At 74.7% G+C, this 12,810-nt stretch carries 10 protein-coding genes; 6 read left to right on the forward strand and 4 right to left on the reverse strand.

Going from position 1 to position 12,810, the window contains the following annotated elements:
• The first annotated feature begins 44 nt into the window (after window positions 1-44).
• From ABD236_RS05620 to ABD236_RS05630, 3 genes are all read left to right on the forward strand, one after another.
• Complete coding sequence (locus ABD236_RS05620; RefSeq protein ID WP_486387787.1) at window positions 45-416, forward strand: luciferase domain-containing protein; 372 nt, start codon at window positions 45-47, stop codon at window positions 414-416.
• A 155-nt stretch (window positions 417-571) separates the two neighbouring features.
• Window positions 572-1,213 carry a hypothetical protein gene (locus tag ABD236_RS05625; protein WP_344070765.1) on the forward strand — a complete coding sequence of 214 codons (642 nt, stop codon included), beginning with the start codon at window positions 572-574 and terminating at the stop codon, window positions 1,211-1,213.
• Between the two features lie 147 nt (window positions 1,214-1,360).
• Complete coding sequence (locus tag ABD236_RS05630) at window positions 1,361-1,966, forward strand: sigma-70 family RNA polymerase sigma factor (RefSeq protein ID WP_344070767.1); 606 nt, start codon at window positions 1,361-1,363, stop codon at window positions 1,964-1,966.
• 58 nt (window positions 1,967-2,024) lie between these two features.
• Here ABD236_RS05630 and meaB read toward each other — a convergent pair whose 3' ends face one another.
• From meaB to mutA, 3 genes are read right to left on the reverse strand one after another with little or no spacing between them, the layout of a single operon-like run.
• Window positions 2,025-3,017 (reverse strand): methylmalonyl Co-A mutase-associated GTPase MeaB, encoded by a 993-nt coding sequence (meaB, locus tag ABD236_RS05635; protein WP_344070770.1) that lies wholly within the window; start codon window positions 3,015-3,017, stop codon window positions 2,025-2,027.
• Between the two features lie 6 nt (window positions 3,018-3,023).
• A complete protein-coding gene (gene scpA, locus ABD236_RS05640) occupies window positions 3,024-5,213 on the reverse strand; it encodes a methylmalonyl-CoA mutase (RefSeq protein ID WP_344070772.1) in 2,190 nt (729 codons plus the stop codon).
• Entirely contained in the window at window positions 5,210-7,060 is a 1,851-nt protein-coding gene (gene mutA, locus ABD236_RS05645; RefSeq protein ID WP_344070774.1) for a methylmalonyl-CoA mutase small subunit, read from the reverse strand. The genes scpA and mutA overlap by 4 nt, the downstream gene beginning before the upstream one ends.
• A 285-nt stretch (window positions 7,061-7,345) precedes the next feature.
• On the opposite strand from mutA, the gene ABD236_RS05650 reads away from it, so the two are divergent.
• From ABD236_RS05650 to ABD236_RS05660, 3 genes are read left to right on the forward strand one after another with little or no spacing between them, the layout of a single operon-like run.
• A complete protein-coding gene (locus tag ABD236_RS05650) occupies window positions 7,346-8,032 on the forward strand; it encodes a FadR/GntR family transcriptional regulator (protein WP_344070776.1) in 687 nt (228 codons plus the stop codon).
• On the forward strand, window positions 8,029-9,402 hold the full coding sequence (locus ABD236_RS05655; RefSeq protein WP_344070778.1) for a hypothetical protein: 1,374 nt from the start codon (window positions 8,029-8,031) through the stop codon (window positions 9,400-9,402). The genes ABD236_RS05650 and ABD236_RS05655 overlap by 4 nt, the downstream gene beginning before the upstream one ends.
• On the forward strand, window positions 9,399-11,267 hold the full coding sequence (locus ABD236_RS05660; protein ID WP_344070780.1) for a GMC family oxidoreductase: 1,869 nt from the start codon (window positions 9,399-9,401) through the stop codon (window positions 11,265-11,267). The genes ABD236_RS05655 and ABD236_RS05660 overlap by 4 nt, the downstream gene beginning before the upstream one ends.
• A gap of 32 nt (window positions 11,268-11,299) precedes the next feature.
• Here the strand turns inward: ABD236_RS05660 and ABD236_RS05665 are convergent, their stop codons facing one another.
• Window positions 11,300-12,712: a pyridoxal-phosphate dependent enzyme gene (locus tag ABD236_RS05665; RefSeq protein WP_344070782.1), complete on the reverse strand. Its 1,413-nt coding sequence runs from the start codon at window positions 12,710-12,712 to the stop codon at window positions 11,300-11,302.
• Window positions 12,713-12,810 lie beyond the last annotated feature (98 nt).

Consider the following 12,810-nt stretch of genomic DNA (forward strand, 5'->3'; position numbering starts at 1 on the left):
CCCGGTGCGCCGTTGGGCAAGCCTTCCGCACGACGGAGTACGAGGTGGTGCACTTCCACTCCGACTACGCCGCCGACCTGCATCTCACCCATCTGGCGATCGAGCGGCTGCTGCCCCAGCTCCGGCGCAGCAGCGCGATCCGGGTGACACCCGGATCCGCCTGGCTCACCGTGCTCCTGGACTGCGACGCGGACGTCGAGCTGCTCCTGAGCCTGATCAGTGTGGCGCTCAAGGCGCACGGCGACGACCGCCGGCGCCACCCGGGTCCGCCGTGCGAGTGGTACGGCTCGGCCGCGCCCTCACCGCGTGCGACGGTCGGCGTCGGGGCGACACCCGCCGCCACCCCGCACGGACTGGTGCCCGCCGCCCGCCGCGCGATGGGACGGTTCATCCCGCACGGCCACCGGCCGGACTGACACACCGGGCCCGCCCCAGTAGTCGGGGCGAACCGGCGCCGGGTTCCGGCGACTTGGTGTGGCGTGGATCACGCGTGTTTCCAGGGCGGAATCGGTCGATCAATGTGCGCACCCGCCGGTGAAACGCCCGGGGCGGATGCGAGGATGAGCCCGCCATGACTGCCCCAGACTCCTGCCGCACCCCGCGGGCCGCGATGTTCGCGGCCCTGTGTGTGCTGCTCACCGCGCTCGGGCACGCCCTGATGTCCGGGGCGTCGGTGCCCTGGTGGGCGCTGGGCTGCGGCTTCGTCGCCACCGGCGCCACGGCGTGGGCGCTGGCCGGGCGCGAGCGCGGGTTCGGGCCGGTCGTGGCGGTCGCCGTGGGAGCGCAGGCGGTGCTGCACGAGCTGTTCTCGTGGGCCCAGGCCGCCGCGCGCCCCGCCACGCCGCCCACGGACATGCGGATGGGCGGGATGCCCATGGGGGATATGGGCCATATGAGCCATATGGGCTCCATGGGTCACGACATGGCCGGGATGCCCCTGGGGATGTCCTCCGGCGGCATGCTCGCCGCCCACCTGCTCGCCGCGCTGCTGTGCGGTCTGTGGCTCGCGCACGGCGAGCGCGCCGCCTTCCGGATCCTGCGGGCCTTCGCCGCCCGGCTCTTCGCCCCGCTGCGCCTCGCCCTCTCGGCCGCGCCGCCGCGCCCCGCCCGCCTCGGTGCCAGGCCGGACCGCGCGGTCCGGGCACCCCGGCAGCTCTTCCTCGTCCACGCGATCACCTCACGGGGCCCGCCCGCCGGGACCGCTGTCGTCTGACGACAGCCGGTTCCCCGTGGCGTCCCCGGAGTCCTCTCCGGCGCCCCGGGCATCGGCGGCACGCCTCGCTGCCGCCGTACCCCTTCACCGGACCCGCCGCCCCGTCGGCGGCCGGTCCGGATCCCGGATTCCCGAGAAGGACATCAGGTGATCACTCCTGCCCTGCCCCGCTCGCGCGACGAGTCCACGGACCAGGTCATAACGGCCTGGGCGCTCGCCGCCCGCACCGGTGACCGCGAAGCCGTCGAGCACTTCGTCCGCGCGCTCCACCGCGACGTACGCCGTTACGTCACCTACCTCGGCGCCGACCCGCAGGCCGCCGACGACCTGACCCAGGAGACCTTCCTGCGGGCCCTCGGCAGCCTGCACCGCTTCGAGGGCCGCTCCTCGGCCCGTACCTGGCTGCTGTCGATAGCGCGCCGCGCGGTGGTCGACAACCTGCGGTACACGGCCGCGCGGCCGCGCGTGTCCGACACCGACGACTGGCAGTCGGCCGCCGAACGAGCCCAGCCCCGGGGGCTGCCCGGCTTCGACGACGGGGTCGCCCTCGCCGATCTGCTGGCGGCGCTCCCGGACGAGCGCCGCGAGGCCTTCGTCCTCACCCAGCTCCTCGGCCTGCCCTACGCGGACGCGGCCCACGTCAGCAACTGCCCCGTGGGGACCGTGCGCTCCCGGGTGGCACGGGCCCGCCAGGCGCTGATCGAGCGGCTGCACGCGGCCGAGGGCGCGGAGCTCGCGGGCGTACCCGCCTGAGCGACGCGAAAGGCCCGGACCGTATACGGTCCGGGCCTTCCCGTCACGGGCGGTGCGGTCAGGCGCGGTCCGGCACGCCCTGGAACGCGCCCAGGATCCGCTCCGCCGCCAGCGTCGGCGTCAACTCGCCGTCGCGGACGCGCCGCTCCAGCGCCGGGGCGAGCTCACGTACCGCGGGATGCGCCCGCAGCCGCTCGAGCAGCTCGTCCCGGACCATCGTCCAGGTCCAGTCGACCTGCTGATCACGCCGCTTGGCGGCGAGCCGCCCCGTGGAGTCGAGCAGCGTACGGTGCTGGTCGAGCCGCTCCCACACGGTGTCGAGCCCGCTGGACTCGCGCGCGCTGCACCACAGCACCGGGGGAGTCCAGGCGGCGTCCGCCGGGTGCATCAGCCGCAGCGCGCCCGCCAGCTCCCGCGCCGCCGACCTCGCGTCGCGCTCGTGCGGCCCGTCCGCCTTGTTCACGGCGATGACGTCCGCCAGCTCCAGGACGCCCTTCTTGATGCCCTGGAGCTGGTCGCCGGTGCGCGCGAGGGTGAGCAGCAGGAACGAGTCGACCATGTTCGCGACCGTCGTCTCGGACTGGCCGACACCGACGGTCTCCACCAGGACGACGTCGTACCCCGCCGCCTCCATCACCACCATCGACTCACGGGTCGCCTTGGCGACGCCGCCGAGCGTGCCGGCGCTGGGCGAGGGCCGCACGAAGGCCGCCGGGTCCACCGCGAGGCGCTCCATCCGCGTCTTGTCGCCGAGGATGGACCCGCCGGTACGGGTCGAGGACGGGTCGACGGCGAGCACCGCCACCCGGTGGCCGAGTCCCGTCAGCATCGTGCCGAAGGCGTCGATGAAGGTGGACTTGCCCACCCCCGGCACCCCGCTGATGCCGATCCGCCGGGCGTTTCCGGTGTGCGGCAGCAGCTCGGTGAGGAGCTGCTGGGCGAGCGTGCGGTGGTCGGGCCGGGTGGACTCGACGAGGGTGATCGCGCGGGCCACGAAGGCCCGCTTCCCGTCGAGCACACCCTTGACGTAGCTGTCGAGATCGATGCGCACGGGCGGCTACAGCTCGTCGTGGCCCAGCGCCGCGCCGAGCCGCGCCACCAGGTCGTACGCCGCGTCCGGGATGACCGTCCCCGGCGGGAACACCGCCGTGGCGCCCATCTCCAGGAGGGTGGGGACGTCCTGCGGCGGGATGACACCGCCCACGACGACCATGATGTCCTCCCGGCCCTCGGCCGCCAGCTCCTCGCGGAGCGCCGGTACGAGGGTGAGGTGACCGGCGGCGAGCGAGGACACCCCGACGATGTGCACGTCCGCCTCGACCGCCTGCCGGGCCACCTCGCCGGGCGTCTGGAACAGCGGGCCGACGTCCACGTCGAAGCCGAGGTCGGCGAAGGCGGTGGCGATCACCTTCTGGCCGCGGTCGTGGCCGTCCTGGCCCATCTTGGCGACCAGGATGCGCGGACGGCGGCCCTCCGCCTCCTCGAAGCGGTCCACCAGGGCGCGGGTGCGCTCCACGGAAGGCGACTCCCCTGCCTCGTTGCGGTACACGCCGGAGATCGTACGGGTCTGCGCCGCGTGGCGTCCGTACACCTTCTCCAGGGCGTCCGAGATCTCCCCGACCGTCGACTTGGCGCGGGCCGCGTTGACGGCCAGCTCCAGCAGGTTGCCGGTGCCGGAGGCGGCGGCTTGGGTCAGCGCGCGCAGCGCGTCCTGGCAGACCGCCTCGTCGCGCTCCTCGCGCAGCCGCCGCAGCTTGGCGATCTGCTGGGCGCGCACCGAGGAGTTGTCGACCTTGAGGACGTCGATCTGCTCGTCGGTCTCCACCCGGTACTTGTTGACGCCGATCACCGGCTGGCGCCCGGAGTCGATGCGCGCCTGGGTGCGGGCGGCCGCCTCCTCCACGCGCAGCTTCGGGATGCCCGCGTCGATGGCCTGCGCCATGCCGCCGGCCGCCTCGACCTCCTGGATGTGCTGCCAGGCCCGCCGCGCCAGGTCGTAGGTGAGCTTCTCCACATAGGCGCTGCCGCCCCACGGGTCGATGACCCGGGTGGTGCCCGACTCCTGCTGGATGAGCAGCTGGGTGTTGCGGGCGATGCGCGCCGAGAAGTCGGTCGGCAGGGCCAGTGCCTCGTCCAGGGCGTTGGTGTGCAGCGACTGGGTGTGGCCCTGGGTGGCGGCCATCGCCTCCACACAGGTGCGGGTGACGTTGTTGAAGACGTCCTGTGCGGTCAGCGACCAGCCCGAGGTCTGCGAATGGGTGCGCAGCGACAGCGACTTGGTGTTCTTCGGGTCGAACTGCTTGACCAGGCGCGCCCACAGCAGCCGGGCCGCCCGCATCTTCGCGATCTCCATGAAGAAGTTCATGCCGATCGCCCAGAAGAAGGAGAGTCTGGGCGCGAACGCGTCGACGTCCAGGCCCACGTCGATCCCGGCCCGCAGGTACTCCACACCGTCCGCCAGCGTGTACGCCAGCTCCAGGTCGGCCGTCGCGCCCGCTTCCTGGATGTGGTAGCCGGAGATGGAGATCGAGTTGTAGCGCGGCATCCTCTGCGAGGTGTACGCGAAGATGTCGGAGATGATCCGCATCGAGGGCTTGGGCGGGTAGATGTAGGTGTTGCGGACCATGAACTCCTTGAGGATGTCGTTCTGGATGGTCCCGGCCAGCTTCTCGGGCGGTACGCCCTGCTCCTCGGCGGCCACGATGTAGAGCGCGAGAACGGGCAGCACCGCGCCGTTCATCGTCATCGACACCGTCATCCTGTCCAGCGGGATGCCGTCGAAGAGCTGGCGCATGTCGTAGATCGAGTCGATGGCCACGCCCGCCATGCCGACGTCACCGGTGACCCGCGGGTGGTCGCTGTCGTAGCCGCGGTGGGTCGGCAGGTCGAAGGCGACCGAGAGGCCCTTCTGGCCGGCCGCGAGGTTGCGCCGGTAGAAGGCGTTGGACTCCTCGGCCGTGGAGAACCCGGCGTACTGCCGGATCGTCCAGGGCTGGTTGACGTACATCGTCGGGTAGGGGCCGCGCAGATACGGCGCCACGCCCGGGTACGTCTCCAGGAAGTCCAGGCCCTCCAGGTCGCGCCCGGTGTACAGCGGCTTGACCGCGATGCCCTCCGGGGTCTCCCAGAGCAGATCGCCGTCGGCCTTCCCGGTGGACTCCTTGACCGCGGTGCGCCACTGGTCCTCGGAGCCTTCGGCGCCGGCGCCCGGAGTCAGCGGCAGCTGAGAGAAGTCGGGGATCGTCATGACGCCACTCCCGTGCGGTCGAGGGCGGAGGAGAGCACGGCCACCGCGTCGCAGCCGGCGAAGACGTACGCGTCGACGCCGGTGAACTCGCCGCGGCCGGCGAGGTAGATGTGTGTCGCGCCGGCCGACCTGAGCGCGGCGGCGACCGCCTCGGCCTGCTCGGCGTAGAGCGCGTCGCTGGAGCACAGACAGGCGAGGGTGGCGCCGCTGGCGGCGAACGCCTCGGCGGCCGTGGCCGCGTCCACCGACACCGGGTCCTGCACGGGCTCGATCCCGCCGGCCTGGAACAGGTTGGAGGCGAAGGTCGCCCGGCCGGTGTGCGCGGCGGCCGGGCCGAGCGCCGCGAGGAAGACGCGCGGCCGGGCCCCGGTCGCGGCGAGGTGGGCGTCCGAGCGGGCGCGCAGCTCCTCGAAGGCCTCGTCGCGCCGCACCCTGGGCAGCCCGCCCGAGGGCGCGGCGGGGGCCGCCTCGCGCTCTACGGGGCGCTCGGCGAGGTGCGGGAACTCGCTGACACCGGTGACCGGTTCGCGCCGCCGCGCCAGCCGGGCGCTGCGGGCGGCCCAGGTGGCGGCGAGCCGCTCCCGGACGAGGCCGGAGCGCAGTGCGGCCGCCTGGCCGCCCGCGCGCTCGATCTCCTGGAAGAACTCCCAGGCGCTGTGCGCGAGTTCGTCGGTGAGCCGCTCCACGTACCAGGAGCCGCCGGCCGGGTCGATCACCCGGGCCAGGTGCGACTCCTCCAGGAGGATCGAGGAGGTGTTGCGCGCGATCCGGCGCGCGAAGGCGTCCGGCAGGCCGAGGGAGTGGTCGAAGGGGAGCACCGTGACGGCGTCCGCGCCGCCGACGCCCGCGCCCAGACAGGCCACCGTGGTGCGCAGCATGTTCACCCACGGGTCGCGGCGCGTCATCATCACCGGCGAGGTCACCGCGTGCTGGCGCTGCGCTCCGGCGGCGGGGGCCCCGCTCGCCTCGGCGACCCGGGCCCACAGCCGCCGCGCGGCGCGCAGCTTGGCGATGGTCAGGAACTGGTCGGCGCCGGCCGCGTAGCGGAACTCCAGCTGGGCGCAGGCCGCCTCGACGGACAGGCCCGCCCCGGTGAGCGCGCGCAGATAGGCCACACCGGTGGCCAGCGACGCGCCGAGCTCCTCGGCCGCCGAGCCGCCCGCCTCGTGGTACGGCAGGGCGTCCACGGTGAGCGCGCGCAGCTGCGGGAACCGCTCGGCGCAGAGCCGGGCGAGGCCCACGGCCGGGGCGATGTCCAGCGCGTCGCCGGTACGGGCCTCGTGGCCCAGCGGGTCGGCGCCGAGGTTCGCACGGGCGGAGCCGACCGGGACGCCGCGCTCCTCGTACAGGGCCAGCAAGGCCCGTGCGGCGGGCTCGAATTCGGCGCCCGCGTCGAGGACGACGGGCGCGAGGTCGAGGTAGACGCCGTCGAGGGCGCGGGCGAGTGAGGAGACCGGCACACCGCCCTGACCTACGGCCAGCCAGAGCGAGGTGACGCCGTTCTCCAGATCGGCCAGCACGGCCTCGTTGACCCGGGCGGGGTCGGTTCCGGCGTGGCGCTGTCGTACGCCCCAGCCGTCGGCCGCGTTGCCCTCGGCCCGGCTTCCCCGGACAAAGGGGGCGAAGCCCGGATAACCGGCATCGGGCGCGGAGTCTCGCGCGGTGTACAGGGGCCGGGTGGTGAGCCCGTCCTCGACCGGGGTGGACAGTGCCTCCTCGGCAGCCGTGCCCGAGACATCTTTACCCGATTTGCGCAGCACGCCTTCCACGAGGCGCTGCCACTGCTCATGGGTTGCATCAGGGAACTCGGCGGCCAGCGAAAGCCCGTCGTCAGGCAGGACCGTCATGCTCAGATGCTAGGGCAGTGGCGCAAAGGTGCAGCAGGGGGAAGGGCTGTGACCTTGCCCTCGCCGGAACGCTCTTGATCCTTTACTGGCGGTGCCGTATCCGGCGCGGACAGGGGGGCGCGTTCGTGGTCGCAACGGTCCGTATCGGCCTCTCCGGACGTATCGACCCCTCTTGGCGCACCCCCTTGGCGCACCCTCTTGACGGCCCCGGAAGCCCACTGGTTCAGTGGCTCAGCCACTGATCCACACCTGAACATCGCCATCACGACCCTGGGGAGGGACTTCGTGGAGACGCTGCCCCGCGAGACCATCGTCGACGTCCTGGAGAACCGGCTGCGCGAGGACATCCTCACCGGCCGCCATCCGGCGGGCAGCTATCTGCCGCCCGAGCGCAGCCTCGCCGACGGCTACGGCGTCACCCGGACCACCCTCAAGCACGCCTTCGGCCGGCTGGTGCAGGCCGGGCTGCTGGAGACCCGCCACGGCGTCGGCACCCGGGTGCGCGACTACGCCCGCCTCGGCGGCGCCGACCTGCTGCCGATGCTGGTGCGCCACAGCCCGGACTGGATCGGCGAGATCTTCGAGGTGCGGCGCGGCATCGGCGCGCTGATCGCCGAGCGCGCCGCGGCCCGCCGTGACGACCGGGCCGCCGCCGAGCTGCGCGAACTCCTGGACGCCGTACGGGAGGCGGCGGGCGGCGACGCCGTGCAGCTGGCCGACGCCGAGGTGCACCGGGCGCTGGCCCGGGCCACCGGCAACCGGGTCTATGTGCTGCTCACCAACACCCTCTTCAACGCCTATCTGCCCGTACGGGCGGCCCTGGTGGGGCCGTTCACCGACCCCGAGGCGGCCTACGCGCGGCTCGCCCCGGTCGTCGACGCGGTGGCCGCGGGCGACCGCCCGGCCGCGCGCGCGGCGGCCGACGCCTATCTCACCGCCACCGAGCGGATCATGCTGGAGGGGCTGGCATGAGCGGGCGCGGCACAGAGTTCCGCGAAACGCTCCTCGGCACGTTCCGGCTCGACGGCGAGGGCCGCACCCGGGCCGCCCGCCTCGACCTGCGGGCCTTCGCGGACACCGTCCTGCGCCCGGCCGGGACGACCGCCGCCCGGGCCACCGGGCGCATCCGGATCGAGGGCTGGGCCGACGACCCGTCTCTGGCCGGGGAGTTGGAGATCTCCCCGCTGGAGCGCCGCCGCATCCGCTACCGCCTCACCTTCACCGCCGACGGCCGCCGCCTCACCCTGGACGGCTGGAAGTCCCCCACCCCGCTGCGCCCGGTCCGCTCGATGACGGTCCTGCCCTGCACCCTGTACGAGGACGGCGAGCGGGTCGGCGTGGGCACCCTGCGCTTCCCCCTGGCCACGGGCCTGGCGCCGTTCCTGGCGAGCTTCCGCTTCCCGCGCCGCGAGGACACCGCGGCGCTGGCCGCCCCGCGCTGGAAGGGCGAGCCCGGCCGTACCGAGGTCTGGTACACCACCGCGACCGACCCCGCCACCGGCGACGGCCTCTGGCTCCACCACGAACTGGTCGCGCCCACGGACGGCTCGGCGGCCTACGCCCACGGCTGGGTCGCGGTGTTCCCCCAGGACGGCCCGGTCGAGCACGCCCGTTTCGGCCCCGAGCCGTGGCGCGGCGGGCGCGAGGGCTTCGGCGCCGAGGACGTCTCGGCCCGGCCCGGCCGGCTGACCGGAAAGGCCGGCGCGTTCACCTGGGACCTGGCCGAACAGGCCCAGGACACGCCGCTGTTCACCTTCCCGCGCTGGTCCTGGCGCCGCCCGCTGCTGCCCGCCGCCCAGATCCTCCCGGCCGCCCGCGCCACGTACGACGGCACGGTCACCCACGGCGGGCGCACCCTGACGCTGAGGGGCGCGCCGGGCGCGTCCGCCCGTGTCTACGGACACGGCAACGCCCGCCGCTGGTCCTGGCTGCACGCGGACCTCGGCGGCGGAGACGTCCTGGAGGTGGTGGCGGCGGTCTCCACACGGCCGGTGCTGCGCGCCCTGCCGCCGCTGGTCTTCCTGCGGCTGCGCCGGCGCGGGCGCACCTGGCCCCGGCGAGCCGAGCGGTCGGCCCTCGGGCGCTTCCGGGCGGAGATCGGGCTGCCGGTGTGGACGGTGACCGGCCGCTCGGGTGCGCGCCGGATACGGGTCGAGGTGACCCAGCCGGAGGAGCGCACCCTGGCCCTCGCCTACACGGACCCCGACGGAAGCGAGGCGGTGTGCCGCAACAGCGAGACGGCCGACGCGGTGGTCCACCTGGAGCGCTGGTGGGGGAGGTGGCGGACGGAGGCCCGGTGGACGCTGGCGGGCACGGCCCACGCGGAGGTGGGGGGACGATGACCGGGGACAGCGGCCGGACGGCTGCCGGGCTGGTGGCGGCGCTCCTCGCGGACGACGGCAGGCAGCCCTGGACGGCGCGGGTGCCCGACCGGCTCGACGGCGTCCTCGCCTCGATGCCCGCACCCGCGCGGGCGGGGTTGCGCGGGGCGGCGGCGGCCGTGGACGGGTACGCGCTCGCCCGGACGGGACGGCGGCTGGCCGCGCTCGGCTCCGAGGAGCGCGAGCGGGTCATGGCGGAGCTCGGCGCCCGCCCCGCCCTCGCCCCGGTCCTGGACCTGCTCAAGGTGCCGGTGCTGCTCGCCGCAGGGACGGAACGCCTGGTCCACGAGGGTGTGCGCGGCCTGTCCTTCGCCCCGCCGGACGATCCCCCGCTCGACTGTGTACCGGCCGGTCAGTGGCCCGTGCGGACCACCGCCGACGCCGTGGTGATCGGGTCCGGCGCCGGGGGTGCGATGGCCGCGCGGACCCTGGCGCGGGCCGGGCTGCGTACGGTCGTCCTGGAGGAGGGGCACCACCACTCCACCGCCTCGTTCGGACGCCGAGCCCCGCTCGACCGGTTCGCCGAGCTCTACCGCGACGGCGGCGCGACCGTCGCGGCCGGCCGCCCGCCGCTGCTGCTGCCGACCGGACGGGCCGTCGGCGGTACGACCCTGGTCAACTCCGGTACGTGTTACCGCACTCCGGACCACGTCCTCGACCGCTGGCGCACCGCCTTCGGCTTCGGCTTGGCGGACGGCATGCCCGAGCGGCTCGACGAGGTCGAGCGGACGCTGCGCGTGGCCACCCAGCCTCTCGACGTCCTGGGCAACAACGGCCTGCTGGCGCTCACCGGCGCCGAGCGGCTCGGCTGGCGGGCCGCGCCGCTGCGCCGCAACGCCCCCGGCTGCAAGGGCTCCTGCCAGTGCGTGGTGGGCTGCCCGGCCGGGGCCAAGCAGAGCGTGCAGCTCTCGGTGCTGCCGGACGCGTGCGTGGCGGGGGCCAGGATCGTGACCGGCGCGCGGGTGCGGCGCGTCCTGGTCGACACCGACCGGCCGGGCGGGCCCAGGGCGGCCGGGGTGCGGGTGCGGCGGGCGGACGGCAGCGAACTGGAGATCCTCAGCCCGCTGGTGGTGGTCGCGGCGGGCGCCCTCCAGTCCCCGCCGCTGCTGCGCCGCTCGGGCCTGGGCTCCCATCCGGGCGTCGGCCGCAACCTCAGGGTCCACCCGGCGACGAGCGTGGCGGGCCGCTTCGCCGAGCCGGTCACGGCCTGGGAGGGCGTGCTCCAGAGCGTCGGGGTGGAGGAGCTGCACGGCCGGGGCGTCCTCATCGAGGCGACGGCCACCCCGCCGGGCATGGGCAGCTTCGTGCTGCCGGGCGTGGGCCGGGAGCTGCGCCGCGAACTGGACGGCGCGGACCGTCTGGCCACCCTCGGCGCGATGGTCGCCGACCGCCCCTCGGGCAGCGTCCACGGCCGCGACCGCACCCTGATCCGCTACGACCTGGACCCCCGCGACGCGGGCCGGCTGCTGACGGCGGTCCGGGCCATGGGCCGGCTGCTGTTCGCGGCGGGCGCCGAGGAGGTGCTGACGGGCATCCCGCGGGCGCCGAAGGCGCGAAACCCGCTGGAGCTGGACGAGGTGCTCTCCGGTGTGACGGCCCGTCAGCTCCACCTCTCCGCCTTCCACCCCACCGGCACCGTCGCCGGGGGCGGCGACCCGGCCCGTTTCCCCGCCGACGGGCAGGGCCGGCTGCGGGGCGTCGAGGGGGTGCTCATCGCCGACGCCTCGCTGCTGCCGGGGTGCCCCGAGGTCAATCCCCAGCTCAGCGTGATGGCGGCGGCGTCGGGGGCGGCGGACGCCCAGGTGCGGCGGTCGGCCCGGGCGTAGGGGGCCGGGCTAGGGGCCGGGCCGCGCGGCGGTCAGAGCAGCGCCCGCAGTGCGGACCGCCCCACCAGAGCCACCCCGTGCCCGTCCCGCACCGCGACCGCCAGCTCCGCGCCGCTCTCCTCCAGCTCCACGAGCGCGGTGTCCGCCCGCTCACCCACCCCGAAGTGGGGCAGCGGTGCGCCGAGGTGGTCGCGTACGAGGTCGTCCGGCTTGAGCGCGCCCTCCGCCACGGCCGTGGCCAGCACGTCCAACGAGAGGGAGCCCGCCAGCTCCGGGACGGTCGGCGCGCGGCCGGGGCCCACCGGGCACGGCCCGGCCGGCGCCACCGGCGGAAGACCGAGGTCGCGCAGGGCCCGCAGCGCGGTGAGTGCCTCGTCGGCCGTGCTGAGCCGGTTCACATACGGCAGCGGCTCCTCCCGTACCGCCGACGCCACCGCGTCCCCGACCCGGGGCCCGCCCTCCTCCCCGTCGAGGAAGCCCAGCCGCAGCAGCCACGCGTCGTTGAAGTACTTCGAGAGGTACTGGCGCCCCGAGTCCGGCAGGATCACCACGACCAGCGCCTCGGGGCCGAGACCGGCGGCCACCCGCTGCGCGGCCGCCACCGCGAGACCGGCGGAGCCGCCGACCATCAGGCCCTGCTCGCGGGCGAGTTGGCGTACCGTCAGCAGCGCCTCGCGGTCGCTCACCGGCAGCAGCTCGTCGACCACGTCCTGCTGGTAGGAGGTGGGCCAGACGTCCTCCACCGTCTCCGGGTGGCGCACATGGCCGGTCGCCTCCACGAAGTACGGACGGCCGTCGCCGCCCGAGTACACCGACGCCGCCGGGTCGGCCCCGGTCACCCGCACGGCGCCTGCGCTGACCTCCTTGAGGTAGCGGCCCGTACCACTGATCGTGCCACCGGTGCCGACGCACGCCACCAGATGAGTGATCCGCCCGTCCGTCTGGCGCCAGATCTCGGGGCCGGTCGTGGCGTAGTGGGCCCCCGGGTTGGCCGGGTTGTCGTACTGTCCGGCGAGCCAGCTGCCCGGCCGCTCCTCGGCGATCCGCGCGGCCGTGTTGAACACGTTCTCCGGATCCTCGGCGGGCAGCCCGCTGCGCCGCACGACCACCTCCGCGCCGAAGCCGCGCAGTGTGGCGATCTTCTCGGCGCTCGTCTTGTCGGGGACGACCAGGACGGCCCGGTAGCCCTTCGCCGCCGCCACCATCGCGAGCCCGGCACCCGTGTTGCCGGAGGTCGCCTCGACGACGGTGCCGCCGGGGCGCAGCAACCCGTCCCGCTCCGCCTGCTCGATCATGTGCAGACCGATGCGGTCCTTCACACTGCCGCCCGCGCTGAGGTATTCGAGCTTGGCGTAGAGCGCGGCCGCGTTCTCGCCGCCGGGGGTGCGCAGCCGCACCAGCGGGGTGGAGCCGACGAGTTCGAGCACTGATTCGTGAACGTCCATACCGGCGAGCTTACGAGTCCCGGGCGCCGAGCAACGCCGGTGCGGCCACGCCGGTGCGGCCCCGGCGGAGACCTCCCGCCGGAGCCGCACCCGCGCCT

The sequence above is a fragment of the Streptomyces crystallinus genome (assembly GCF_039521265.1).
Classification (GTDB): Bacteria; Actinomycetota; Actinomycetes; order Streptomycetales; family Streptomycetaceae; genus Streptomyces; species Streptomyces crystallinus.